Annotated in this window: 24 protein-coding genes and 1 pseudogene; 18 read left to right on the forward strand and 7 right to left on the reverse strand. The window is 40.8% G+C overall.

The window, feature by feature from the left end; translation table 11 throughout:
* Nucleotides 1–60 precede the first annotated feature (60 nt).
* Nucleotides 61–516 (reverse strand): ACP phosphodiesterase, encoded by a 456-nt coding sequence (locus tag MED121_RS02560; RefSeq protein ID WP_207382767.1) that lies wholly within the window; start codon nucleotides 514–516, stop codon nucleotides 61–63.
* Between the two features lie 577 nt (nucleotides 517–1,093).
* On the opposite strand from MED121_RS02560, the gene MED121_RS02565 reads away from it, so the two are divergent.
* The 6 genes from MED121_RS02565 (at nucleotide 1,094) to MED121_RS02590 (ending at nucleotide 7,615) form a co-directional block, all read left to right on the forward strand.
* Nucleotides 1,094–2,620 carry an ABC transporter substrate-binding protein gene (locus MED121_RS02565; protein WP_009832030.1) on the forward strand — a complete coding sequence of 509 codons (1,527 nt, stop codon included), beginning with the start codon at nucleotides 1,094–1,096 and terminating at the stop codon, nucleotides 2,618–2,620.
* A gap of 56 nt (nucleotides 2,621–2,676) precedes the next feature.
* Nucleotides 2,677–3,657, forward strand: a complete 981-nt coding sequence (locus MED121_RS02570; RefSeq protein WP_009832031.1) for an ABC transporter permease — start codon at nucleotides 2,677–2,679, stop codon at nucleotides 3,655–3,657.
* A complete protein-coding gene (locus MED121_RS02575) occupies nucleotides 3,654–4,592 on the forward strand; it encodes an ABC transporter permease (protein ID WP_009832032.1) in 939 nt (312 codons plus the stop codon). Before MED121_RS02570 ends, MED121_RS02575 begins: the two co-directional genes overlap by 4 nt.
* Nucleotides 4,593–4,594: 2 nt before the next feature.
* Nucleotides 4,595–5,587 (forward strand): ABC transporter ATP-binding protein, encoded by a 993-nt coding sequence (locus MED121_RS02580; RefSeq protein ID WP_009832033.1) that lies wholly within the window; start codon nucleotides 4,595–4,597, stop codon nucleotides 5,585–5,587.
* Nucleotides 5,584–6,597 carry an oligopeptide/dipeptide ABC transporter ATP-binding protein gene (locus MED121_RS02585; protein ID WP_009832034.1) on the forward strand — a complete coding sequence of 338 codons (1,014 nt, stop codon included), beginning with the start codon at nucleotides 5,584–5,586 and terminating at the stop codon, nucleotides 6,595–6,597. The genes MED121_RS02580 and MED121_RS02585 overlap by 4 nt, the downstream gene beginning before the upstream one ends.
* 82 nt (nucleotides 6,598–6,679) lie before the next feature.
* The gene (locus MED121_RS02590) at nucleotides 6,680–7,615 is read left to right on the forward strand and encodes a LysR family transcriptional regulator (RefSeq protein ID WP_009832036.1); all 936 of its coding nucleotides are present in this window, start codon (nucleotides 6,680–6,682) and stop codon (nucleotides 7,613–7,615) included.
* 95 nt (nucleotides 7,616–7,710) lie between these two features.
* Here the strand turns inward: MED121_RS02590 and MED121_RS23540 are convergent, their stop codons facing one another.
* Nucleotides 7,711–10,041: an EAL domain-containing protein gene (locus MED121_RS23540; RefSeq protein ID WP_009832037.1), complete on the reverse strand. Its 2,331-nt coding sequence runs from the start codon at nucleotides 10,039–10,041 to the stop codon at nucleotides 7,711–7,713.
* Nucleotides 10,042–10,220: 179 nt separating this feature from the next.
* Here MED121_RS23540 and dbpA point away from each other — a divergent pair, with 179 nt between their 5' ends.
* The 6 genes and pseudogenes from dbpA to guaD all read left to right on the forward strand — a co-directional run bounded on the left by dbpA (nucleotide 10,221) and on the right by guaD (nucleotide 17,510).
* Nucleotides 10,221–11,606 carry an ATP-dependent RNA helicase DbpA gene (dbpA, locus tag MED121_RS02600; protein WP_009832038.1) on the forward strand — a complete coding sequence of 462 codons (1,386 nt, stop codon included), beginning with the start codon at nucleotides 10,221–10,223 and terminating at the stop codon, nucleotides 11,604–11,606.
* A gap of 59 nt (nucleotides 11,607–11,665) precedes the next feature.
* Entirely contained in the window at nucleotides 11,666–12,046 is a 381-nt protein-coding gene (locus MED121_RS02605; RefSeq protein WP_009832039.1) for a hypothetical protein, read from the forward strand.
* Between the two features lie 357 nt (nucleotides 12,047–12,403).
* Nucleotides 12,404–13,846, forward strand: a complete 1,443-nt coding sequence (gene xdhA, locus MED121_RS02610; RefSeq protein ID WP_009832040.1) for a xanthine dehydrogenase small subunit — start codon at nucleotides 12,404–12,406, stop codon at nucleotides 13,844–13,846.
* Nucleotides 13,839–14,327: a xanthine dehydrogenase gene (locus tag MED121_RS24790; RefSeq protein WP_009832041.1), complete on the forward strand. Its 489-nt coding sequence runs from the start codon at nucleotides 13,839–13,841 to the stop codon at nucleotides 14,325–14,327. Before xdhA ends, MED121_RS24790 begins: the two co-directional genes overlap by 8 nt.
* A 5-nt stretch (nucleotides 14,328–14,332) precedes the next feature.
* Nucleotides 14,333–16,204: pseudogene (xdhB, locus tag MED121_RS02615) on the forward strand (xanthine dehydrogenase molybdopterin binding subunit); the annotation flags it as partial.
* A gap of 4 nt (nucleotides 16,205–16,208) precedes the next feature.
* Entirely contained in the window at nucleotides 16,209–17,510 is a 1,302-nt protein-coding gene (gene guaD, locus MED121_RS02620) for a guanine deaminase (protein WP_036178575.1), read from the forward strand.
* A gap of 124 nt (nucleotides 17,511–17,634) precedes the next feature.
* On the opposite strand, the gene MED121_RS02625 is transcribed toward guaD, so the two are convergent.
* Nucleotides 17,635–17,979 (reverse strand): DUF2956 domain-containing protein, encoded by a 345-nt coding sequence (locus tag MED121_RS02625; RefSeq protein WP_009832044.1) that lies wholly within the window; start codon nucleotides 17,977–17,979, stop codon nucleotides 17,635–17,637.
* A 33-nt stretch (nucleotides 17,980–18,012) separates the two neighbouring features.
* The gene (locus MED121_RS02630) at nucleotides 18,013–18,510 is read right to left on the reverse strand and encodes a cupin domain-containing protein (protein ID WP_009832045.1); all 498 of its coding nucleotides are present in this window, start codon (nucleotides 18,508–18,510) and stop codon (nucleotides 18,013–18,015) included.
* Nucleotides 18,511–18,847: 337 nt separating this feature from the next.
* Here MED121_RS02630 and MED121_RS02635 point away from each other — a divergent pair, with 337 nt between their 5' ends.
* The 3 genes from MED121_RS02635 (at nucleotide 18,848) to MED121_RS02645 (ending at nucleotide 20,852) form a co-directional block, all read left to right on the forward strand.
* Nucleotides 18,848–19,201 (forward strand): hypothetical protein, encoded by a 354-nt coding sequence (locus tag MED121_RS02635; RefSeq protein WP_009832046.1) that lies wholly within the window; start codon nucleotides 18,848–18,850, stop codon nucleotides 19,199–19,201.
* Between the two features lie 145 nt (nucleotides 19,202–19,346).
* Nucleotides 19,347–20,132, forward strand: coding sequence for a DUF2071 domain-containing protein (locus MED121_RS02640; protein WP_009832047.1), 786 nt, complete (start codon nucleotides 19,347–19,349; stop codon nucleotides 20,130–20,132).
* A gap of 246 nt (nucleotides 20,133–20,378) precedes the next feature.
* Nucleotides 20,379–20,852, forward strand: a complete 474-nt coding sequence (locus MED121_RS02645; protein ID WP_009832048.1) for a DUF1842 domain-containing protein — start codon at nucleotides 20,379–20,381, stop codon at nucleotides 20,850–20,852.
* Between the two features lie 71 nt (nucleotides 20,853–20,923).
* Here the strand turns inward: MED121_RS02645 and MED121_RS02650 are convergent, their stop codons facing one another.
* Nucleotides 20,924–21,820, reverse strand: coding sequence for a LysR family transcriptional regulator (locus tag MED121_RS02650; protein WP_009832049.1), 897 nt, complete (start codon nucleotides 21,818–21,820; stop codon nucleotides 20,924–20,926).
* A gap of 170 nt (nucleotides 21,821–21,990) precedes the next feature.
* Between MED121_RS02650 and MED121_RS02655 the strand changes: the two genes are divergently transcribed.
* Nucleotides 21,991–23,481 carry an MFS transporter gene (locus MED121_RS02655; protein WP_009832050.1) on the forward strand — a complete coding sequence of 497 codons (1,491 nt, stop codon included), beginning with the start codon at nucleotides 21,991–21,993 and terminating at the stop codon, nucleotides 23,479–23,481.
* Between the two features lie 135 nt (nucleotides 23,482–23,616).
* Nucleotides 23,617–24,705 (forward strand): hypothetical protein, encoded by a 1,089-nt coding sequence (locus MED121_RS02660; protein WP_009832051.1) that lies wholly within the window; start codon nucleotides 23,617–23,619, stop codon nucleotides 24,703–24,705.
* Between the two features lie 35 nt (nucleotides 24,706–24,740).
* Here MED121_RS02660 and MED121_RS02665 read toward each other — a convergent pair whose 3' ends face one another.
* The gene (locus MED121_RS02665; RefSeq protein WP_009832052.1) at nucleotides 24,741–25,805 is read right to left on the reverse strand and encodes an AraC family transcriptional regulator; all 1,065 of its coding nucleotides are present in this window, start codon (nucleotides 25,803–25,805) and stop codon (nucleotides 24,741–24,743) included.
* Between the two features lie 249 nt (nucleotides 25,806–26,054).
* Here MED121_RS02665 and MED121_RS02670 point away from each other — a divergent pair, with 249 nt between their 5' ends.
* The gene (locus tag MED121_RS02670) at nucleotides 26,055–26,540 is read left to right on the forward strand and encodes a hypothetical protein (RefSeq protein WP_009832053.1); all 486 of its coding nucleotides are present in this window, start codon (nucleotides 26,055–26,057) and stop codon (nucleotides 26,538–26,540) included.
* Here MED121_RS02670 and MED121_RS02675 read toward each other — a convergent pair.
* Nucleotides 26,523–26,777, reverse strand: a complete 255-nt coding sequence (locus MED121_RS02675; RefSeq protein WP_009832054.1) for a VOC family protein — start codon at nucleotides 26,775–26,777, stop codon at nucleotides 26,523–26,525. The genes MED121_RS02670 and MED121_RS02675 overlap by 18 nt on opposite strands.
* Nucleotides 26,778–26,861: the final 84 nt, after the last annotated feature.

The following is a 26,861-nucleotide window of genomic DNA, read 5'->3' on the forward strand; positions in this document are numbered from 1 at the left end:
CTTTAGAGCCAACCCATAGGGACTATGAGTTGGCTTTTTTTATGGGGGAAATTTAACTTTCTAGACATGACTGGGACAATTTTCAACCGCAAAAATCATCTCAGGATAAACTTGATCAAATAAGGCTTCACTTGCCTCAATGAGCTCTGGAAGAGCATGATAAAATGGCAGAAGTTGCTCACCATGGCGCCATGACTGAATGATTGAATTTAACGCCCTTTCCAACCCCTTAAGGGTACCAAGGTTCACTAACCACCTTTCTCTATCTAACGATAAAACAAGTCTTTGATACTTTTCATTACCTAAATATGAATGGGCATTTAAATCAGGCAAGAAGTGAGCGTAAAAATCATTCAGCCCCTGAGAGTTTAACTCATCCCATCTATTCACTAGCCAATAATCCATCAATAAATCTTGCACTATGCCCGCAAATCGTCGCCGTCCGATTTTTTGCTCAGCCCTAAATTGGACACTTAAAGCATGTGAATCCAATGTTTTATCAACAAATTGGTGCATTTTAATACCGATTTGGAGAGACTCTGGGAGCTTTTTTATTTGGCTCCCCTTACAAAAGTCGGCCATGAGGTTGCCGCTAAAAGAAGTCTGAGAGAGTTTCGCCAAGTGAAGGTGCGCCAAATAATTCATTTAGGGTCTCACTTAGTATTTAAATGCAGCTTTATGCTGGTTAATAAAGTCATAAAAATCAAACTGTCACTTGTTATTTTATCAAGCTATTAGCATCAGACTCACAAATCAAACATTAATTACCCTATTAACCGCCTTTCATCACATTTTATTACCTTGATTTACATAGGGAACATCGCAAAGCTTGGCAAGCTTATGGAAACAGGATATTGTTATTTATCTAATGCATAAGATGTGGGGGCAGGCTATATCTTATGGTTAGTAACATGGTTTAAATAAGGAATATCTAAACTAATGTAAAATCCGAATAGCATCTTTGAAATAACACTCAGTTACATTATAAAGTTCGTGATTTACTCCACTCTTTAACATAAAAATGGCCTTTAATTACCTTGTAATAGCTGGCTATATAACCCTGCCTTTGATTATTTTAAATTAAGGATAAGTAATGAAGGTTGTGGCACGCTTCATACATCTCATAGGTTTATTTTTTTGTTCCGCAAATTTTGCGGCGACACTTCATATGGCAACGGATGCAGACCCTGCCTCATTAGACCCGCATGAACATCTCTCTCAGGGCACGCTGCAATTATCTCACCTTACTTTTGATCCATTACTTCGCTGGACCCAAGAGAATACATTTGAGCCTCGTCTTGCCACCAGCTGGAAAAGTATCGACCCTTTAACCACACGCTTTGATTTACGTGAAGATGTTTACTTTCATTCTGGCAATCCATTTAGTGCCGATGATGTTATTTATACCATGCAACGTTTAAAAAGCTCTGTTGAGTTTCGTGCACTGTTCGATAATATTGACCGTGTCGAAAAGCTTAGTGATTACCGCATCGATATCATTACCCATAAGCCCACTCCTCTTTTACTTAACCTCATGGCTTACCTCTTTCCGATGGATAAAGCTTTTTATCAAGGTAGGGATGACATAGTAAAATTTGGCAATAGCTTTGCGTCACGTAACCTATCGGGAACAGGCCCTTACATTATTACTAACCGCGAGCCAGGCACTCGCATTGAGTTTGTTCGTAATGCCAACTATTGGGACACGATAAGCAAAGGCAATGTCGATAGGATTGAGTTCTCCACAATAAAATCTGATTCAACCCGCCTCGCTGCACTTTTATCCGGTGATGTGGACTTTATCTTTCCTATTTCCCCTTTAGATATGCCAAGGGTAAAACGTAGTCCAAATATTCAACTGGTTACCCTACCCAGTACGCGCATTCTACTGCTGCAATTAAATCAAAATCGCCGCACTGAATTGAAAAACACCAAAGTGCGCCAAGCCATCAATCTTGCTGTTAACCAAGAAATCATAGTGAAAAAGATTTTAAAAGGCTTTGGCACTGCGGCAGCTCAGCTAAGTGCGGATGATTTTTTAGGCCACCTTGATTCCATTAGACCTCAGTTTGAATTAGCAAAAGCGCGCCAGTTAATGCAGGAAGCGGGATATGAAAAAGGCTTTAAAGTCAGCATGATGGCACCTAATAACCGTTATATTCATGATGAGAAAATTGCCCAGGCCATTACCGCTATGCTGGCAAAAATTAACATTAAAGTGGATTTAAAAACCTTACCTAAAGCCCAGTATTTTCAAGAATATGACAAACGCTCTGCTGATATCATGATGTTAGGTTGGCAGTCCGATACGCTCGATTCAAATAACCTTTTTGAATTCATTGTCGCATGCCCCGACCCAATCACAGGGTATGGTGTTTATAATGCTAATGGCTATTGTAACCCGAGACTAGATAGTCGAATAAAATCAGCCAATCGAGAGTTAAACCCTGAAAAGCGTATTCGTTTATTGCAACAAATAGAATCAACAATTGCCCAAGATGCTGTGGTTGTCCCTATTGCTTGGGAACACCTTGCTTGGGGAGCCAAAGAAAATGTTAATATAAGTAGCATAGTTAATTCTCAAGGCTGGCCTTATCTAGGTGACCTTGTCATAGATTAATCCCGACTATATTTCTATTTATGAATTAACCCATGTTTAAGATGAATGGCTGCTAGATGTTAATATTTTTACTAAGAAGACTTTTTCAAGCCTGTGTAGTACTCACCGTCATTAGTATTCTCAGCTTTGTAATTCAAGACAGCCTTGGGGACCCTGTTCGACAAATGGTTGGCCAAAGCATTTCACCTGTCGAAATTGAAAAAATCAGAGAGGAACAGGGGCTTAACGATACCAAGTTTGAACAATACACACGCTATGCATCGAATGTATTGCAAGGGGATTTTGGACACTCCTATTTTTATAAGGAGCCTGCACTTGATGTAATCTTAAAAAAGCTGCCCGCGACCTTTGAACTCGCTTTCTCAGCCATAGTTATTATCATTTTAGTCTCAGTTCCCTGTGGGATTTACGCGGCTATTCGTCCCAAAAACATTCTTGCCAAGTTTTTAATGTTCTCCAGTACCATCGGCTTATCGGTACCCATTTTTATTGTCGGAATCTTCTTACTTTACACCTTCTCGATTGAGCTACAGTGGACTCCTAGCTTTGGCCGTGGTGATACTGTCTTAGTACTTGGCATTTGGGAGACAGGCTTTTTAACCTTGGATGGGCTTAGCCATCTAATCTTACCCAGCTTATCTCTGGCAATTGCCTTACTGCCTATGTTTGTTAGGCTAATTCGCTCTGAAATGTTGGAAGTCCTGCATTCTGAATATGTTAAATATGCTTGGGCAAAAGGCCTTTCCCCTGCACGAATATATTTTGTCCATGCCCTTAAAAACACCATGCTACCTATTATAACCATTGGCGGTATTCAGGTTGGTACTCTCGTTGCTTATACCATTTTGACAGAAACTATTTTCCAATGGCCAGGTATGGGCAGCCTTTTCTTAGATGCCGTTAATCGAGTAGATAGCCCTCTTATTTCTGCCTATCTCATGGTTGTTGGCGCCATTTTTGTTATCTCAAATACCTTGGTGGATCTGATTTATGGCTATATCAATCCAACCGTTAGACTTGCGAGCCATGGTTTATGAAGTACTCTGTTAAGGAAATGTCTCTGCCTATTAGTAAGCAGAGGTTTAAACATATATGGAATGGCTTTCTAAGTGATAAGCTCGCTGTATTGTCACTGGTTATCTTTATTTTTTATTGTGTGGTCGCTCTTGCCGCGCCTTTGATAGCGCCTTTTGACCCTTATGATCCTCAATTTATGGATCTAGAAAACTCAGAGATTCCCCCCTATTGGATCAGTGGTGATGATCGTTTTTTATTAGGCACTGACGCCCAAGGTAGAGATTTACTTTCCACCATTTTATATGGCACCCGCTTATCCTTAAGCATTGGTTTGTTGGCCGTTATTATCCAAGCAGGATTGGGCATATTTATTGGCTTAACCGCAGGTTATGCAGGTGGAAAACTAGACAACTTTTTTATGCGTTGTGCTGATATTCAATTGTCATTTTCAACCATGATGATTGCCATTGTATTCCTTGCTATCTTTCAAACCTTATTTGGCAGCGACTACTATCAACAACTTGCTATGCTGATGCTAATTTTAGTCATAGGCTTGGCAGAATGGCCTCTTTTTGCCAGAACCATTCGTGCTTCTGTGTTAGCTGAAAAGCAAAAAGAATACGTGGATGCTGCGCGAATTATGGGGATAGGCCCAATGCGTATTATGTTTAAGCACATTTTGCCTAATACCATGTCTCCTCTTTTAGTCATTTTTACGATTCAAATCGCTAATGCCATTGTGGCAGAAGCAGCGCTCTCCTTTTTAGGATTAGGCATGCCAGTATCTGAACCTTCCCTAGGTTCTCTTATATCCATTGGCTTTAGCTATGTTTTTTCGGGTGCTTGGTGGATTTGTATTATCCCGAGTGCCACCTTAATTCTCCTGATTTTAGTGATGAACCTATTAGGTGATTGGCTAAGAGACCACTTAAACCCCAAAATTTATAAAGACTAATCATGGCCTTATTAGACGTCAGTAATTTAAATGTCTGCTTTGGTTTAAAGTCAGGCTTAGTAAAAGCACTTTATGATGTGAGCTTTCGCTTAGAGCGAGGTGAGCGCATTGCCTTAGTGGGTGAATCGGGAGCAGGGAAATCAATCCTTGGCTTTTCAATTGTTAATCTCATCAGCAAACCAGGATTTATTGAGTCAGGCTCAATCAAACTTGACGGAAAAGAACTAACGAGTCTTTCGAACCGTCAATTAAGGCATGTACGTGGTAAACGTATCGCCATGATATTCCAAGACCCTATGATGACGCTCAACCCTGTGATCAGTGTCGGCATTCAAATGGTTGAAGCGATTCGTAGCCATACGCCAATGAGTAAAAAAGATGCGAAAAAAATCGCATTGGATAGACTTGCTCAGGTTCAAATTCCTTCCCCTGAACTCAGATTTGAGCAGTATCCCCATGAATTGTCTGGCGGCATGAGGCAACGAGTGATTATTGCGGTTGCCATGATACTCAACCCTGACATTATTATTGCAGATGAACCGACGACAGCCCTTGATGTGACGATTCAGGCTGAGATTTTAGAACTTCTCAAGCATATGTGTGAAGTTTGTAATGTGGCACTCATTCTTATCACTCATGATTTGGGGGTTGTGTCGAGAATCGCTGAACGCACCATGGTGATGTATGCAGGTCGTATTGTTGAAGAAGGTCCAACACTGGAAATTATTAATGACCCCCAGCACCCTTATACTCAAGGACTATTAAGCGCATTACCACAGATGGCTCTTCCAGGACAAAGGCTGAATCAAATTGAAGGCAGCATGCCATCATTAATGAACCACCCAAAAGGGTGTGCCTTTCATCCTAGATGTAAATATGCCACAGAGAAATGCAGTAACGCCCAGCCTAACTATATCTATTCGGGTATTTCCACCGTTGCCTGCTATATGGTCGAAGATATGCTAGAAGAATTTTCGGAGTATAGGGATCTATGAAGAACACTCCGCTAATCCAGTTAAGTGGCGTTGAAAAACGTTTTGATATTGAGCAAAGTTGGCTCAATGAAGTACGTATCAACAAAGGAAAAATTAGCCGTAAAAAAGAACAAGTACACGCGCTAAATGGCGTCAATCTGACCATTCAAAAAGGTGAGTCTCTTTGTGTTGTGGGAGAAACAGGTTGCGGAAAATCAACCTTAGCCCGTGTCATCCTGGGGCTTAACTCTTTAAGCGCTGGACAAATACACTATCAAGATCAACGCATTGATAACTTGAATGAACGTCAACGTATGCTCTTTAGACGTAGTATGCAGATGATTTTTCAAAACCCATATGCCTCATTAAATCCAAGAATGACAATCTATCAAACTTTGTCAGAGCCTGTGTCTTTTCACAACCCTCAGTTGTCGCAAGACGATGTGGACTATAAAGTTGCCAAGCTAATGGAATCCGTTGATCTAAGCCCTGATTTAAGCGATTACTACCCGCACGAATTTTCAGGGGGCCAAAGGCAACGTATTAGTATTGCACGAGCCTTGTCGGTTGACCCTGATTTTATTGTGGCTGATGAACCATTGGCAGCCCTTGATGTATCTGTGCAGGCTCAGGTACTGAATTTGATGATGGATAAGCAAGAAGAGAGAGGCTTAACCTATCTCTTTATTACCCATGACTTGACTGTGGTAGAACACTTTTCAAATCGTGTCGCTGTGATGTACTTAGGAAAAGTATGTGAGCTTGCAGATACAAAAACCCTGTTTAAAAGCCCTAAACACCCCTATACACAAGCACTTTTATCAGCGATCCCTCGCCTTGATAACAATTCAATACAGCCCATACGTTTAGTGGGAGAAGTGCCCACCCCCTTTAACAAACCTCAAGGCTGTGTATTTCAAGCAAGGTGCGCCCATGCAAATGATCGCTGTAAAATAGAAGAGCCCAAAATGGTACTACAAGGTGACACAAGTTCAGTCGCTTGCCATGCCGTAGAAGAGGGACGAATTTAATGATTAAATTTTCTCTCTTTTGTTTAACCAGTTTAAATGAAAATAAGAATGCTAAAGAAACACTGTCTTTGGAGGCCTCATTATGGAAATAAGGTGGCTTGAAGATTTTATTGCACTTGCACGCACTCGACATTTCTCCCGAGCAGCTGACGAGCAACATGTGACTCAACCCACATTTAGTCGTCGTATCAAATTGCTCGAAGATGAAATGAAAGTCACACTCATTGACAGGAACACCTTGCCATTATCCCTGACACCAGCAGGTGATGTGTTTTTGCAAAGTGCTGAGCTTATCACCAGACAATTAAGAGATGCTAAAGAGCGTTGCCAAGAGATTCGCAAACAAGAAGAGTCCCAGGTTAGTTTTGTCACAACTCAAACCCTCTTCTTAAGTTTTTATAAAGATTGGCTTGAGCCATTTTGTGAGAGCATTAACCTAGATATGGATGTCAACATGAAGTCCAGTGCTTGGGTTGCAGCAGATTTTGTTAATGCTCTGGTTGAAAAGCAATGTGACCTCATGCTTTGTTTCTGGCATCCCGCCATTAACTTTGTCAGAGGTTTAGATGACGAGAACTATGAGTATCTGGTTATCGCTCAAGAGACCCTTGTACCTTATAGTGCAACAGATGAGGATGGCCAAGCTAAATACACATTACCAGGCTCAAGACGCAAACCCATTCCTGTCATTAGCTATACAGAGAACTCCTTTCTCCAGCCAGTTATACAACATCATTTACAAAGGCAAAGAGAGGTTCCTCAACTACACACTCTGAATGAAAATTTACATTCAGTCAGTGTAAAAGCCATGGTCAAAGAAGGCTTTGGCATTGGTTGGCTACCTGAAAGGCTGATGTCAGACAATCTTGAATACGGCAAGGTTGCACTAGCGGGTGAGAAGCAATGGCATATCCCATTGGAAATCAGACTTTATAAGTCTCGCTTCAATCAAAACCCTAACCTAGTGCATTTTTGGCAAAAAGTGATGACTGAGCTTAAGCTAGATAATCGTCCCTAAGCTTAAATAAAACGATAAAAAAGGGGAATACAATCTATTTTGTATTCCCCTTTTCTAAAACTAGGCCTAGAGAACCTGCCCTTTGAAAAACAGAACTAGTCTTCTGCTAATAATGACTTTCTTATTTTCTCATCATTTACAGCAAGGTGATCCGCATGGAATGCCTCACCAAATAAGAAGCCTTGGCCAATATTGCAACCAAGCTCTCGTAATACTTCAAGCTGCTTATGATTAGTAATCCCTTCAGCAACCACTTGTAGATTCAAAGTTTGACTCATTTTAATAATGGCGGCCGTAATCGCTGCATGATTCACATCTTCAATCATATCGCGAATAAACACCTGATCTATCTTGATGCAATTAAAAGGAAGGTCTTTAAGGTAACTTAGGCTGGAATAACCGGTACCAAAATCATCTATGGTGATTTTTACACCAAGTCGACTTACTTGTTGCAATAGTTTTGAACAGCGCTCAGCATCCTCAATTAACATAGACTCAGTGACTTCCAACTCCACTTGACTTGGCGAGATATCGTAGCGATTAAGGCTTTGTAATAAGACTGAGAAAAAGTCATCTCGTTTAAGTTGAGCAGCGGAGCAGTTAATCGCGATAGGAGGGACACTCAAGCCTTGTGCTTGCCAATTAAATATCTGACGACAGGTTTGATCTATTACCCACTCTCCTAGCGGTAAGATTATCCCTGACTGTTCTGCAATGGGAATAAACTCCGCTGGAGATACAACTCCCAGCTCCTCATCACGCCAACGCAGTAAAGCCTCTAAGCCAATGCACTCTAAAGACTCTAAATTTACTTTAGGTTGAAAATAAAGTTTAAGACCATCATTTTGCATGGCATGACGAAGGCGAGTTTCTATTTTAACGTTACGCGCTAACCTATCCCCAATATCACCATCATAGAAATGATAAATGGAGCGCCCTAATGCTTTGGCTTTATACATTGCCATATCAGCATTTTTGACTAGAGTCATAGCGTCACTTCCAAAATTAGGAAACAAAGCAACCCCGATACTGCAACCAATTGTCAAAGTGCGACTATCAATTAAATAACTATGGCTAACCTGAGTAATCACCTCACGACATAAAAGCTTCAAATCCTGATGATTCATTTGCTCATTCAGTTCAATAAAAGCAAGAAATTCATCTCCGCCTAAGCGCCCTAAAACCGCATCAGCAGGCCATACCGAGGTTAGCCTTTGAGCAACCTTATTTAGCAGTTTATCACCTACTTCATGGCCAAAAGCTTCGTTCACTGTTTTAAAGTGATCAAGGTCCATGAAAACCACAGCGAGGTTTGTCTGTTTTTCCTTACATCTAATAATTGCCTTATCCAACTTTTCATGAATAAAGTAACGAGAATATAAGTTTGTAAGGTCATCAATTTCCAGTTGTCGATTTACACGTCGCATCATGCTTAAAAATGAGGTATTTAAACTGCGTATATAAACACTCAAAAAAATCGCCAATAACACAAGAGAAACCACAGGCAATAAAATCGTATTCCAGTCATAAAGTGCAATAGATGAACCTAAATACGCGGTTTCAAGCAACCACACTCTTCCACCATAAAGAATTTCAGTGCCCATGAAGCTTTTATTTTGCCATTGATCAAAATCAGCCGGGTGAGAAAGGTAAAAATATTTTTTAGACGCGTTAGCATTCTCCAAATCCGATAATCTAAATAATAAATCATGATCAAATTTAGCATTAAAACTTTGCAGCACAGAGGCCACATCAAAAGAAACAGCAACCACCCCTAACCAGTTCTCTTTATTACTACTACGGTCATTAACATCTTGATAAACGTTTTTACTCAGCACATAAAAACCCGGCGTTTCAAACTGTCCAATCGTCACATCCGGATTAGAAGCACTAGGTTTTAAAAGCTTCACTTGACGATTATTCCAATCTTGAGTCGTACGATTAAGTAAAAAAACATCTGGCTCTAAGGTATCAAATCCAAGAAAGCGCTTATCAGGAAAAGCATAGGTAATAGGTAAATATTCACGCCTTTGACCTTCTGGCAGAATTTGAAAGGCGCCTTTATCTCTTTCAATTTGCTGATCAACAAACGCTGATTTATTTTGATGCAACACACTCTGTGCAAAAAAACTATTATAAATAGGGGTTCTTTGATGGTTTATGAGGGTTTGGCTAAATGTATCAAACTCATGGTTTGAAACAAACTCACTTGCATGAAAAAAAGCGGCAAGCCCAGTGACATCAAGCTCATAAGCATTTAATGAAGATAGAATGGATTCTTCTAATTGCATCGACGCTAACTGCTGATTAGCAGCGATTCGCTTACCATCTTCTCGCAACAAGCTAAATAAAACGATAAGAGCACACAAGAAAACAAAGAAAAATACAATCAAATGAGCTTGTTTTAAGTACCGCCCTTTTAACAAAATGTCGCACCTTAATTTAATTTTTAATTCTTAGCTGACACCTTAAGCTAGCTAAAAGAATCAATCCATAGATAAATCGTGAATTCTTTTAGTAGAAGGTTAAAAATCGCACCACCCAATTCACAGTATCTGGTATCATTTTGCCCAATCTCCCTTCATTTAATAAATTCAGGTAATTTGTGGCTAACTTCTCCCATAACTTAGATATCCAGCTTCCGACAAAACTCACCGCGTTACTGTCGGATTTAGGGTTTGAAACGTTTACACCTATTCAAGCTCAGACTCTGCCTAGCATTCTATCAGATAATGACATTCTAGCGCAGGCTCAAACAGGCAGTGGTAAAACATTAGCCTTTGCCATTGGCATGCTAATGAAAATAAATCCTCGCTATTTTGGAGTGCAAGGCTTAGTTATGTGTCCGACAAGAGAGTTGGCTGACCAAGTATGTAAAGAGATTCGTAAAACAGCCCGATTCTTAGAAAACATTAAAGTACTAAGCTTGTGCGGCGGAATGCCGTTTGGTCCACAAATAGGTTCTCTAGAGCATGGTGCTCACATTGTGGTGGGGACACCGGGCCGTCTTTTAGAGCATGTGCGCAAAGGCACTTTAAGATTAGACAGTCTTAACACGCTAGTTTTAGATGAAGCGGATCGCATGTTAGATATGGGCTTTGTCGACAGTATTCGCACCTTAGTCGAAAGCACACCTAAGAAGCGTCAAACTCTCATGTTCTCAGCAACCTACCCAGAGACAATTGGCAAAATTAGCGCAGAGTTCCAACACAACCCAAAAACCATCAAGGTTGAAGCCACTCAAGAGTCAAAACCTGATATTAAGCAGTTCTTTGTCAAGAGTAATAAGGATGATAAACCTTATGCACTGATGAGTGCTGTTCGTTACCAGAACCCAGAACAAGCGATTGTTTTTTGTAATACCAAAATTGAGTGTCAAACCATTGCAGACTTTCTAGTCGATCATAAAATCAGTGCTAAAGCGATTCACGGCGACTTAGAGCAAAGAGATAGGGACCAGGTCTTGGTGCAATTTAGTAACGCTAGCTGCCGTATTCTTGTGGCAACCGATGTGGCAGCCCGTGGTATCGACGTGAAAGAAGTTGATACTGTCATTAACTATGACACAACACGTGATATCGATGTGCATACCCACAGAATCGGTCGTACAGGCCGTGCCGGTAATAAAGGGGTTGCGATTAACCTGGTGACAGATAAAGACACCTATAAAGTGAAAGACATAGAAGACAGGTTTGAAATTCAAGCTGACTATCTAGAACTTGATCCTAAATATGATGCTGAGTTCCGTCTCATACCTAACATGACAACAATTTGCTTTGATGCGGGCCGTAAAGACAAGCTAAGACCTGGCGATATTGTTGGCGCATTAACCGCAGGAGTCGGCCTTGCCAAAGACGAAGTAGGTAAGATCAATGTTTTCGATCGCCGTGCTTATGTCGCTATTGCCAATAAACAAGCCAAGTATGTGGTCAGCGAGCTACAAACGAAAAAAATTAAAGGACGCACTATTAAGGTACGTATCGTACGTTAATAGCAAAACAGGCCCAGTTCATTTCACTCACTGGGCCGCTGTTTTATAAAGGATGCTTAATGGCTGCTTATCATTTTTTGTTTAACCTGTATGCTCGCTGGCAAATCCCCCTCTTTTTGATTGGCTGGATTGGCATTAGTTTAGCGACCCTTCTCCCAGCAGAGCAGCTCCCTTCTGCACCTGGCTCAGATAAGCTTCATCACGTTTTAGGGTTTGCAGCTTGGGCACTTATGCCAGCGGCAGGTGATTTCAAGCGTTTCTCGCTTCTTTGCCTCTTCATTGCTTATTGGGGCGGGGCCATTGAAGTCATACAGCCTTATGTTAACCGCTATGGAGAATGGGCAGATTTTGCAGGCGACCTTCTTGGCGTTGCCATTGTCTTTCTTCTTGTCCTTCTCATCAGAAAATACCCACTCATTAAACGCCCTAAACAAGCCTAAAGCGGTTATCTAACAGGGCTCACTTTTACCTTCTTAGAGACAAAACCTAACTTTTGTCTTCGCTTTTTCCAGTAAAAACTGAATTGGCATTCTTTTTTAAACAATATTTATCAAAATTCATGTTTGACTTATCGCAAGCAAAATCAAATAAATTCAATATGATACCCCTCCTATGTCAGTCACTAAGTGAAAAATCACCTGTTTTTTTCACATGAGGAAAAAAGAAAGTCTTAAAAATCTTTGACCGATCGGACAATGTTTAGCTAGAATGAAAATACATAATAACTAAAGTACGTCATAATTTATGAATGATTCAGCAGTCATGAATCCTCATAAAAAGGCACAGGAGGATACACCTTGATCCAGTTTTTACTTAATCAGGAATTGCGCAGCGAGCAGAATCTTGATCCAAACTTAACCGTCTTGAATTATCTGCGTGAGCAGGTTTCCAAAACAGGCACTAAGGAAGGATGCGCATCAGGCGATTGTGGGGCATGCACAGTTGTCGTTGCCGAACTGGATGGTGATGCATTACGCTACCGTACACTTAACGCTTGTTTAACTTTCGTTTCCGCTTTACACGGCAAGCAACTGATCACGGTTGAAGATCTAAAACAAGACGACAAACTTCATAGCACACAACAAGCAATGGCCGATTGCCATGGTTCTCAGTGTGGTTTTTGTACACCGGGTTTTGTCATGTCTATGTTTGCAATGCAAAAGAACACAGACGGCTATGATAAAGAAACAGCCAGTGAAGCCCTTGCTGGTAACCTATGTCGCTGTACTGGTTACCGCCCTATCTATGAAGCTGCTGAACAAGCTTGTAACACAAAGGAAGTGGATTTCTTTGATGCCACTGAAGTGTCTACGGTTGATCGTCTAAAACAAATTCCTGCTGGCGGCGCGTCCCTTTCTGATGGTGACAAAGTCAGCCTAGTGCCGACAACAACTGCTGAACTTGCTCAAATGTACCTAGAGCACCCAGATGCTAAGCTATTAGCTGGCGGTACAGATCTCGCCCTTGAAGTCACTCAATTCCACCGCCCTATTGGTAAACTGATTTATGTCGGTAATGTAAAAGACATGCAAGAAGTGACCAACACAGAAGATGAGATCATCTTAGGCGCGGCAGCATCATTATCCGATTGCTACACTGCGCTTTCTGCTGAATACCCAGATTTTGGCGAGCTACTTCACCGTTTTGCTTCACTGCAAATTCGTAACCAAGGCACCTTAGGCGGTAACATAGGTAATGCTTCGCCCATTGGTGACACTCCGCCTCTATTAATCGCTCTAAATGCAGATATTCAATTGCGTCAAGGAGACAAAACCCGTCGCCTACCCATTGAAGAATATTTCTTGGATTACAAGAAAACCGTTCAACAATCTAGCGAGTTTATTGAAAAAGTATTTGTACCTAAAGCTAAGCTTAATCAGTTTAAAGCTTACAAACTATCTAAGCGTCTTGATGATGATATTTCAGCAGTATGTGCAGCGATCAATATTACCGTAGAGAACAAAGTCGTTACTGATGCGCGTATTGCTTTTGGTGGTATGGCTGGTATTCCTAAGCGTGCTGACAATGCTGAAAGAGCCTTGATCGGCCAAGCTTATACAGAAGAGAATATTGAAATAGCGTGTAATGCACTAACGACTGACTTCACCCCTCTCACCGATTTCAGGGCAAGTAAAGAGTACCGTACTTTGAGTGCGCAAAACTTACTTCGCAAGTACTTCGTTGAAACCGAGTCAGCTCAATCTACTTACACGCAAACAAGGGTGACCGCTCATGTCTAGTCAATTCATTCAAACAAAAACACAAGCTGAACTAGAAACCATCTTTAAGAAAGATTTAAAAACAGGTGTTGGCCGTTCTATCAAACACGACAGTGCTGACAAGCAAGTCAGTGGTGAAGCCCAATATATCGATGATAAATTAGAGTTTCCAAACCAGTTACATGTTTATGCGCGCATGAGTGATCGCGCCCATGCCAAAATTCTTAGCATAGACACTAGCCCATGTTATGAATTTGATGGTGTTGCCATTGCGATTACCGCTAAAGATGTTCCTGGTAATCTAGACATTGGCCCTGTTGTTTCGGGTGACCCTCTACTGGCTGATGATCTGGTTGAGTATTATGGTCAAGCCGTGCTAGCTGTTGCTGCTAATGACCATGAAACAGCACGTAAAGCCGCTATGGCAGCAGTTATCGAATATGAAGACTTGAGCCAGTACTTTGTGTTGAAGAAGCCCTTGAGAAAAAACACTTTGTCCTAGATAGCCACCAGCACGTTTTAGGTGATTCAAAAACCGCTCTAGCGAATGCAACTAACCGCCTTCAAGGTAAGTTACACATTGGCGGTCAAGAGCACTTCTACCTAGAAACTCAAATTGCCTCTGTTATGCCAACGGAAGACGGTGGCATGATGGTATTCAGTTCGACTCAAAACCCAACTGAAGTACAAAAGCTAGTAGCGAGTGTACTAGGCGTAGATATGCATAAAGTCGTTATCGACATGCGCCGTATGGGGGGTGGATTTGGTGGTAAAGAAACACAAGCTGCATTACCTGCTTGTATGTCTGCGGTTATTGCTCGCCTAACAAATCGTCCAACTAAAATGCGCGTTCCTCGCATGGAAGATATGATGATGACAGGTAAACGTCACCCATTCTTCGTTAAATATGACGTCGCATTTGACAATGACGGGATGATTGAAGGCATCGAAGTTGATCTAGCAGGTAACTGTGGTTATTCACCAGACCTTTCTGGCTCTATCGTTGACCGCGCTATGTTTCACATTGATAACGCTTACTTCCTAAAGAACGCCACAATCAATGGCCACCGTTGTAAAACCAATACCGCATCAAACACAGCATATCGTGGATTCGGTGGACCTCAAGGCATGGTTCCGATTGAAGAGATCATGGATACCATTGCTCGTAATCTAAACAAGGATCCATTAGATGTTCGTCGAACCAACTACTATGGTAAAGATGAGCGCAATGAAACCACTTACCACCAAACGGTTGAGCACAACATACTGCCTGAAATCACTGAAGAGCTATTAGCGAGCAGTGATTACTATGAAAGACGTGAAGAGATTAAAGCTTTCAACGCTGAAAATCGCATCCTGAAAAAAGGGCTAGCGATGACACCGGTTAAATTCGGTATCTCATTCACAGCGACTTTCTTAAACCAAGCCGGCGCCCTAATTCATGTTTATACAGATGGCAGCATCCGTATCAACCATGGTGGTACAGAAATGGGCCAAGGCTTGAATACTAAAGTAAGACAGATTGTCTCTGAAGTGTTCCAAGTAGAAGCTGAACGCATTGAGATTACAGCCACCAATACTGACAAGGTGCCAAATACGTCACCGACTGCCGCCTCATCTGGTACTGACTTGAATGGTAAAGCGGCTCAAAATGCAGCCCTTACAATCAAGCAACGACTTGTAGAGTTTGCTGCTAAGCACTTTAATGTTGAAGAGTCTCAAGTTGAGTTCAACAACAGTCATGTACGCGCTGGTGAAAACTATATGGCCTTTGAAGAAATCATTCAGTTGGCGTATTTCAACCAAGTATCCCTATCAAGCACGGGTTACTACAAAACACCTAAGATCTACTATGATCGTGATAGCGCAAGTGGTCGTCCTTTCTACTACTATGCATACGGTCTGGCGTGCTGCGAAGTGTTAGTTGATACCTTTACCGGTGAATACAAGTTCCTACGTACTGACCTATTACAAGACGTGGGTGAGTCTTTGAACCCTGCGATCGATATTGGTCAAGTAGAAGGTGCTTTCGTACAAGGTATGGGTTGGTTAACCACTGAAGAACTCGTTTGGAATGACAAAGGTCGTCTGATGACATCAGGACCTGCAAGCTACAAGGTACCAGCAATTGCTGATATGCCTATCGATTTCCGCACTAACCTAGTTGAAAGCCGCAAAAATCCAGAAGACACGGTTTATCACTCGAAAGCCGTTGGTGAACCACCATTTATGTTAGGTATTGCTGCTTGGTGTGCCATTAAAGATGCGATTGCATCCGTTGCAGACTACAAGTATCAACCAGAAGTTGATGCACCAGCAACACCAGAGCGTGTACTGATGGGCATTCAAAAGCTTCGTGAAAAAGCGAAAGGGCTATAAGATTATGACGACTCAATTAAAAGCATGGCGTTCGGCCATTTTACACTCCATAGCCGACCCTGCTGAAGTGGGAATTGAAGCGTCGTATGAGTATTTTGAAGATGGTCTTTTGGTTACCGAGGGCGATAAAATTATCGCGCTTGGTAATGCAGAAACACTGTTACCAGACTTTCCCAATGCACAACTTAGTGAACATAAAGATTCTTTAATTGTACCTGGTTTCATTGATACTCATATTCATTACCCGCAAACAGGTATGATCGCCTCTTATGGTGAGCAGCTACTAGATTGGCTAAATAATTATACTTTCCCAGCAGAAAACGAGTTCAAAGAAAAGAGTCATGCCCTTGAAGTCGCCGATGTATTCTTAAAAGAATTACTTCGCAACGGCACAACGACAGCACTTGTATTTGGCACGGTTCATAAAGAGTCTGTTGATGCTTTCTTTGAAACCTCAGAACAATACAAGCTACGCATGATCTGCGGTAAGGTAATGATGGACAGAAATGCGCCTGAATACCTCACTGATACTCCAGAATCAAGCTATGAAGATTGCAAAGAACTGATTGAAAAGTGGCATGAGAAAGGACGTAACCATTATGCGGTTACCCCTAGATTTGCGCCAACAAGTACCTCAGAACAGCTTCATAAAGCAGGTCAACTGTTAGGGGAATATGACAACCTTTACATGCACACTCACTTGTCTGAAAACAAGAATGAATGTGAATGGGTTAAAGAGTTGTTCCCTGACTCTAAGAACTACCTAGATGCCTATGATCAACACAACCTATTAAGTGAGCGCTCTGTCTTTGCCCATGGTATTCATTTATGCGATCAAGAATATACTCGCTTATCTGAAACAGGCTCTGCCATTGCATTCTGCCCTACATCTAACCTTTTCTTAGGAAGTGGTTTCTTTAATTTAAGCAAGGCGGAAGAGTTCAATGTCAATGTTGGTCTAGGTACCGATGTGGGCGCGGGTACAAGTTTCTCTATGCTTGAAACCATGAACGAAGCTTACAAAGTGATTCAAATGCAAGGTGAAAAACTAAGCCCATTTAAATCTCTTTATTTATCGACTCTAGGTGGTGCGAAAGCATTGAGACTAGAAGATAAGGTGGGCACATTAGAAGTGGGCACAGAAGCTGACTTCCTCGTTTTAGACTACAAAGGCACCCCTTTGCTAGATTACCGTTTAGCTCAGTCTAAAACGCTAGCAGAAACCCTATTCGTATTAATGACAATCGGTGATGACAGAGCAATCTCTCACACTATTGTTGCAGGCGAATGCGTTCATACCCGTTAATATAAAGTTCACGACTTTTACACCAAGTTAACGCTAAGAACGAAAATAAAATAGTTAATTGAGCTCTGCAGCTAACTATAAAAAACGGTCAAACTTTCTCCAGTTTGGCCGTTTTTTTTGGCTATTAGATAATTCCAGCTTGCATAATATAAACAATAAAGCCAAGCCAACTAACCCCTAATAACACCCAAGCCAACTTACTCTGTCGTATCAATACTTCAGTTTTTATTGAAGCACTATCGTCATCTGATTGGATTACTTTCTCCACTTTTTTCTGTAACTTATTCTTCTCTTTATCTAATGCTCGTGCTTTTTGTTTTTGACGCTTTTTATACTCTTCAATACCCTTTTGAATACCTTGAGCAATCAACTTAGTTTGCTCTTTTGTTTGAGCTGGTTTCTGAGTTGCTTTGGCCATTTTCATCGCCTCTTCAACCACTTCATTTGATACCTTATGCTTTTTTGACACTGACTAACCTTACCTCATCTTAAAAGAGGTTAATTATGATTTCTTACCTGCTACAGGAGTAGCAATATTCTCAATATCTACCAAATTCCAAGGCAGACCCTTTTGACGATAAATACGTTTATTCAACTTTGTATAATCGGCCACATCATGATCAAGACGCTGTCCTACCACAATACACTTAAGCGTTTTATCTGACGTATTAAGTAATGTATGAGATAACCCGCCAGCTCTATAACCAATAAAATCCCCTGCACCAACCTCAAAACGCTCTTCGCCGATAACAGCCGTACCTTGCCCTTCAAGAATATAAACACACTCATCTTCATGGTAATGACAATGCTGCTCTGTCGATTCACAGTCAGGCTCAATTTCAATAATATGAAATCCAAAGCCCGTTAAGCCAGCCAAGTCACCAAGGGATTTATTCTTACGCTTGGCTTTTTCATTTAGGAAATGGGTTTTATCCAAGCCTTCCATCGACTCGATCTCAGACTTTTTAATCAGATAGATTTCTTTTGTTGAAGCAGACATGACAACTCCGTTTCTTCATTGAGAGAGGACTATTTGCAAAATAGGTTAAAGCTTGATCGAGCATTATTCAATCAATACACAGGTTTATGTTTTTAAGATTTTAGCCCTGAAGTGAACGAGTAGAAGTGAACGACTAAGTTAGAAGGGCCTAATCTAGAAAGAACTAAAGAAACTGTAATTAATTCATCTCTTCTCAGTCTTATCAAAAAACATGTTAACACGGCGTCATTTTACCCTAATCTGGGTATCTTTCGTGAGAGGATGACACCTTTCACAACAGAAAAGCAGACTGGTACAATGACGACACTTTTTATCCAACTAGTAAGCTATAAATTCTATGAAGCACTCCAAAGTTACCCAAAAACTTAATCAAAAAGTCATCGCTGCCGTTGATGCAGTAGAAGCACAACTCTTTACAGCCGTTGGAGCAGATAGCATAGAAGACAAAAAAAAAGGCTTCTTAGGCATTGTATATGATGTGAATTTCAGCAACTTTCCAGCCAGCCTAGATGTACGCTGTTATTTTGAAGACGATACCGCTCTTGCCAGCATGAAAGAGCAAGAAAGCCTGTTTCAAAAAAAGCTACACCAGCAGCTCTTTAAGCGTGCCATCATTTTAAAAGATGCCAGAAACAACCTGCACTTTTACGTGCAAGAGCCAGATGCAATGCATGATTTAGAGGGTCAATAAAGGGGTTGGCTCCTAACGCTACCTAAGACCTTTATCACTAAGAGATTTCAAGCATTAAGTTTGTAAGTCGTTTAGTTTTTCTTTATACAAGAAAAAACGACAGGACAGAACATACTAACGCCCAAGAATTAAAAGGATGTAGGAAGTGAATTCACTTAAACTTAAAGACTTCATACATAAGAGGCCAGCGCCAAAGGGCTTCGATGTTTTGTGCAAATTACAGCATTTTGCAATTATTACGTATGCAGTTCCTCTTTCTAGATTTGAAGGTCTTATCCCCAAAAGATTTAAAGTAGATACAGTAAATATTAAGGGTGAGGAAAAAGCATTAATCTCTGTCGTTCCATTTATCGACGTTGATTTTACATCCGCAGTTTACCCTTTCCCTAAATTCACCATGGGTCAGACAAACTATAGAATTTACATCATAGATACAGAAACAAACGAGCGTTGTGTTTGGTTTTTAGGTACAACTTTAGACTCCTGGACTCTTGCTGTGCCAAGATTCTTGTGGAATCTCCCTTGGCATAGTGGCAAAGTGAAATTCGATTGCGATTATGATGATAAGAATGGTATTTACAATAAATACATTATGTCTACAGAAGCGAGCTGGGCTCCAGCTCAAGTAGAGTTGACACAAAATAAAGATGTAGAATTAAAGCTAGACGGCTTTCCAGATACAGAAACAGGCCTTGTTTATTTAACTCATCCATTAGCAGGATTTTATCATCGCCGCGATGGAAAATTAGGAACTTATAGGGTTTGGCATAAACAACTGAAGGTTAAAACAGCTCAGTTAAAATCCGCTAGTTTTGGCCTATTAACACGCTTAAGCCTAGTTACCCATGAAGAGCAGCAAACTCCTCACAGTGTGCTTATTGAGCCGATGAATGAGTTCACAATTTACTTGCCACCTAAAGTGATAGATTGACCCATTTAACAATTAGTTTTAGACATGTTATTAAGGCAATCAATACCAGTTCATTGAAAGCTCGACAAGAGCTAAAGATTAAACAAAAGGAGTTAAAAGATACAGGTAATAACTCGTAATAATTAAATCATGAAACTCGACTAATTTTAGCCCTGCGATGATTACTTCAGGACGAAAAAGTCGCTGAATTAGCTTGCATAGCTTTTTTACTTTCTTAATGAAAATACATGATTAAACGGAGTTATTATGTCTGAAAATAATGTAAATACTGGCCTTTTTCCTGTTAACTATTTTATCCAACCTAAAGTTGCTGGTCAGCCTTTATTAGGTGCACCAGTCATGAATTTACGTCTGCTGGTGAATGCCCCAGAAAAAACTATTAGTGGTGTTTCTCACGTCTTTCAAGCAACCAGCAAACCTGTAAATGTTGTTTCTAATGTCCATGGTACTTGGTCTTTTATGGCCACCATGTCATCAACCCATATTTTATTGGTCGCTGAAGGACAAGGCCCTAGCAGTATTTTGGTTCATGGTGTGCCACAAATGGTTGAGAATTTAAGAATTCGCGCCTCTCTTGAACAAGACTGGCAATCAGGTATTTGCAATTATGACTACCTTTATAAAGGTGAGTGGCATCAGGTTGAAGGAGCACAGATGTCAATCGAAGACTTCGATCAAAATGCGGTCTTAGACCAATTACAAACCGCTCTTCAAGTCTAAAAACTGGCTGCAAGTAGAGAGGAGTTATCTCTACTTGCTTTTTCTTTTGCTATAGCTTTTGTACGTCTAAATTAAACTTCATCACTACACACAGCTAGCACACATTCTCTTAGCCATTTATGGGCTTGATCACCGTCCATTCTTGGGTGCCAAAACATAGACACTTGAATGCTAGGTACATCAAAGGGCAGTTGAAATGTATGTAAACCTTCGTGTAATTTGGCCGTGTGCTTAGAAGGGACACTTGCCACCAGATCAGCACCTTTCACTAAAGCAATGGAGGCACTAAAACCACCGGTTAAAACGGTGATATTACGCTGATATCCCATTGCTTCTAACGCTTTATCTACCGGTCCCAGCAAGCCCCCTTCTTTTGAAACCAGTACATGATCAGCAGCGGCAAAGTTTGCGCAAGTCACCTTATCATTAGCTAAAGGGTGATCAGAGCTGACGACGCCCACAAATTCATCGCTAAAAAGCGCCCGCATGCGAACCTCTGGACTGGTTTTAGCACCTAACACACCAATGTCTAAGTCAACCTGCCCTTCTCTTAATTGAGTGCTCTGCTTTGATAACTTGGGTAAAAAGTGGATTCTTACGCCCTTTGCTTCTGCCTTTATTTTCTGAATAAGCTTGAGACCAAAGGTTTCAACAAAGCCATCACTGACTCTTATCACAAAGCGTCTGTCTAGCTGGTTGAGATCAAACATTTCGCTAGGTCTTAGAATGGCTTCTGCCCCACAAACCAGCTGACTCACTTCTTGCTGAATCTCTATGGCTCTAGGAGAAGGGATAAGCGTTCGTCCTGCTCTCACTAAGAGTGGATCCCCCGTCATATCTCTTAACCTTGCTAAAGAGCGACTCATAGCGGATTGGCTTAAACCCAGCCTTTTTGCAGCGCGGACAACACTGGTCTCTTCTAACAATACATTGAGTGCAATCAGAAGGTTTAAGTCGATTTTAGCCATAATTTGGTGAAATCCTTTAAGTAAGCAAACCACTCAAGCATAACACCAGAGAATCTTTTATGTATGGCACTACATGCATATTAATAATGCAAACCATGCACCTTCCGCCATTCTCTTACTCCTACTAACCTATTTATCAAATATCGAGCCAATCTATTTCGAGGAAAATAATGCAACACTCAAGCAGTACTCAAACACAAGACGTTAAGCACAGTATTTGGATGATGTTAGGACTTTCACTTTCTGTATTGGTCGCTTCTGTCGCCACCAGCATGATCAATGTGGCCTTACCTAATTTAACCTTGGCTTTTCATAGCAGCATGCAACAAGTTCAATGGATTGTGACAGCCTATTTATTAGCGATCACAAGTTTGATTGTCAGCCTAGGACGCTTAGGAGATCTCTTAGGTAACAGACGTTTATTACTGATTGGCATTCTTATTTTTACTGTCAGCTCTTTGGCTTGCGCAATTGCAAATAACTTAATGTTTCTCATCATCACAAGAGTATTTCAAGGCTTGGGGGCAGCAATAATGCTCGCTTTATCTATGGCATTAATGAGTAAAAGCCAAGCCAAAGCAGGGAGAGCAATGGGGTTATGGGGCTCGGTATCTGCCATGGGAACGGCATTGGGGCCTGCCATTGGAGGCATCAGTTTATCTTTATATGGCTGGCAGTCTTTGTTTTTAATTATTGTTCCCTTTTCGATAATCGCCTTCTTCTTGCTTTACTTGGCTTTGCCGTCAGATATCCAGGTAAAAACAGTACTTTCTGAAAAAGAAGTAAGATCACTTCCTGAAGAAAGTGGCTTACCCAATACCAAAAAGAAGGGAAAATTTGATCTATTAGGTAACCTAGTATTAGCCTTATCACTCAGCGCTTTTGCCCTTTCTATGAGCCTAGAGACAAGCCTGTTTAAGGATTTACATGAAAGACTAAATATAGGCCTATTTGTCTTGGCTCTAATAGGCATTTGGGGTTTTTTCAACATAGAAAAAAGACAAGAAAGAAAACACATCACACCGCTTATTCCCTCACATATTTTTAATAACCGGAATTTCAAAATAAGCTTCATTTGCTGCGCTATCACAGCCTCGATAGTCATGACTTGCCTTGTTATTGGGCCTTATTATTTATCTATTACGCTTGCTTTAAGCGCATACCAAGTTGGCCTTGTAATGTCGACAGGCCCCTTAATCGTTGCTCTTTCAGGCGTTCCCGCAGGGCGATTAAGCGATAAAATCGGTGCGAAAAATTTGCTGCTAGTTGGTTTATGCTTGATGACACTTGGCTGTCTTTTAATGTCTTTCAATCATCAAGCTACGGGTGTAATAGGTTATATATTTGCTCTGGTTACTATCACCTTAGGCTTTTCATTGTTTCAGGTGGCTAATAGTGCAGATGTTATGAGTAAAACAAATTCTCAAACAAAAGGGGTGACATCCGCATTACTTAACCTTGCAAGAAATCTTGGCTTTATGGCAGGGGCAGCCTTTATGGGAAATATTTTCTTCCGTTTTATAGGAAGCCAACAATTGCTGTTAGCAAGCTCTGATGAGGTAACTTATGCCTTGCATAACACCTTTCTGATTGCCGCTCTATTCGTCTTTATAGGCATAAGCTTCACACTATATAGTCGAGTAAAATCACTCATTAATTAGGCATAGATTAAAGAAGGATTATTGCGGGGAAGGTCCTATAACTTGTTTTAGGACGTCCTCGATCATGCTTTAGGGCTTATCTATACTGGCTTTGAAGCATATTACTCCTAACTTTTACCCAATGTGGAGTATTAAATGAAAACCTTTATATTTCTTATTATCAGCATCGTACTGGTGCTATTCTCAAATCTAATATCCGCTCATCAGATTGGTTTTAGCCAATTACAGCTAACGAAAAATCCTGAACGAATTTTAGAGATTAGCCTCTGGTATCCTGCCGCCAAAGAGGCTCAATTCAGCCAATCAAAAACAGCCAACGATACCTTGAAACAGGTATTAATTGCAGACAATATCGCTTTTAAAGGTACTCAGGTTATTAAGAGCGCACCACTTCTCCTACAAACATCCAAAGCGGGTGGCACACAAAAGCGTCCTCTTGTTTTACTCTCTCACGGCTATCGAGGCAGCTGGCGTAACCTTAATTGGCTAGCGTCTAAGTTAGTACAAAAAGGCTTTATTGCAGTTGCCGTTAATCACCCTGGAACCACCACCTTTAATACATCTGCTATTCAAGCAGCGAAATGGTGGGAAAGACCTAAAGATATAAAACACACGCTTGATTACCTATTAAATGATTCAATTTGGCAGCAAGATATTGATGAAAACAAGATCTCGGCGATTGGGCATTCTTTAGGGGGTTGGACCGTGATGCAACTCGTTGGTGCACAGTTTAACCGAGAAGACTACCTCGCTGATTGTGAAGCACTCGCCTCTTTTCGTTCTTGTCAGATCAAAGAAGAATTAGGCCTCGCCTTTAAGCAAAACAATGAACCTGAAAGCACTCAACTAGTAGATAGTCGCATTAAAAACGCCATCATTTTAGATCTTGGGTTAGCAAGGAGTTTTTCACAAACTAGCTTAAATAAACTTAATTCTCCTGTGCTTATTTTAGCGGCGGGTATCGATATAGGTGATTTACCTCAAGCACAGGAGTCTGGTTTTCTTGCAGAACATCTTAATCTGAAAAATTGTCGTTATAAGGTTTATGAGAAAGCGACACACTTTAGCTTTATGCAAGAATGTAAACCTAATGCCATTGCTATTTTGGAAGAGGAAGCAAAAGGTGATGGCATCATATGTAAAGACGGGGTTGGCAGCACACGAGCAGCCTTACATGACACTATGTTCGAGGATATCTTGGCGTTTTTAAAGCAAGACAATTAAGGCTAAGTTCTTATCTAATTTGATGCTTTAAAACACTAGGCGCTCCCAGAGGCAGTTCGACGAAACTCGCTGGGAGTTTGCTCTGTAATACGTGAAAACTCACGATTAAAGTTAGATTTTGTCTGAAAGCCTGATGCCAGATAAATATCCGTAATCGTATCTTGGCTATGCATTAACCTGTGTTTCGCAAATTCGATACGGTATTCATTTAATACTTTCGAAATATTCTGCTGACGAATTTGATTAACCGCCATAGAAATTTGTCTTGCAGGGATACCAAGTTTGCGGGACAGACGATTTAGGGTGAGATCCGGATCTCTAAAGGCTTCTTTTTCTCGCATGAGACGATCTAGACTCATTAAGATCGCTTCGGCTTCATCTTGTGCCAAGCTTAAACGTTCTGGTTCAGTTTTGACTAAGTCTTGTTCCTTTTTTTCATGCTTATACTTGATTTCTTTTACGTCTAGGAAGGATAAAGACGTACTAAAGCTCACATATAGAACAGCAGCAACAACTGATGGAATCAAAATGAGGTAGCTGATAGATAACATCCAAGATGCATGCAGGCCTTCATAAAAGAAAAAATCTAACGCTAATGTCGCATCAACAACACCTGAGGTAAGTAATACCAAAGCCGCTATTCGTTCTGCGTTTCTAAGGCTATCAATTTGAGAAAGGCGAACCTCCTCTGGCATAGTAAAGGATGACTTCAATAACAGTAGGCCATAAATAACATAAAGGCTGACCAGTAATAAGTCGCTCAACTCTAGCCAAAATTGATAAAAAAAGGCGCTTAAACTAACCAAAATGGGACCGATTAAGTGCACAAACAACCCAGATGAAATAAGAGGCTTAGACTCATGCGCCCTAGCAAAACAGAACCAGGCCGTCATAGGAATGAGAGAGGCGATAATAGGCTGTATAAAGCGCAAAAAGCTGATATCAAATGACCAGCGTAAACCCACAACAAAGGTACTCAGGGCACACAGCAGAATAAAGATAACAGGAAGTTTGGCTTCATTGGATTGCTTTACCTTAACAAAAAGCGCGATTGCTAATAATAAAAATGACATGATAAAAGGCAAAGGAATGGCAAGCATGGGGGTTCCGTTTTAACGTCTTGGTTTTACTTAAGGATCTAAGCACTAGAGCTTTAGTTATCGCTAAATTATGCTGTTTGCAATTCTAAGGCAAACCTTTAGCTAAATACACAGCCACAATAAATAGGCTGAATTAGCCTCATCCTTGGTCTAAAAACAGACCAGGTCGATTTATTTTTGCTTGCATCGCTTAGTTTCAGCTCTCGTTATAATCTCTACTAAAGCTTCCCCTGACGAATAGAGAGCTGCATGATGAATATTGGTATTTCCGTCGAAATAAACACCCCGATCAAACAAGTTTGGCATGATATGGCAATCGACTTTCCCAATATTGCCAATTGGTATTCACCTGTTGTGAAGTCTTATGAACTACCTGATACGCCTCGCTTATCTGGCGCATCTTGCTCTGGTCGTATATGTGAATTCACAGAAGATAAAATGGGTTTGCAAGCAGCTGAAAGAATCACCCACTATGATGAGATAAATAAGCGCCTAGAAGTGAAAGTCGATATTTTCAACACCAAAAAGGCCACCATGATTAGAGGTAACCATGCAAGTTTTCAACTAAGTGAAATATCACCTGCACGTACCTTACTTACCTTTCGTGCTAAACCTGACCTTAAGTTTCTTGGGCGAGTCTTGTCTCCGCTTTTACAAATGACACTATGCAGCCAATTTATGGACATGCTTAATGCATTCAAACAACATAGTGAGAGTTTAAGAAACCGCAATTAACTCAATTTTGTAACCATCTGGGTCCGATATAAAGGCAATTATTTCATTGCTACCTTTTAATTTTTTAGGCTCAAGGTCGACGGTATAACCTAAGCTTCTCATTTGCTTTATGGTGCTTTTGATATTAGCAACGCCAATAGCGATATGCCCAAACCCATTGCCTAATTCATACTCATACTTGCCATAGTTGTAAGTTAGCTCGATAGCAGCGGCATCTGATTCATCTTCATATCCCAAAAATTATAATGTGTACTTTTGCGGGGTTGTTCTAACACCCTAAGTAATTCGTTCTGATGCCGAAACAAAAACCTTGTTTCAACA

This window comes from Marinomonas sp. MED121 (genome assembly GCF_000153025.1).
Lineage (GTDB): Bacteria > Pseudomonadota > Gammaproteobacteria > Pseudomonadales > Marinomonadaceae > Marinomonas.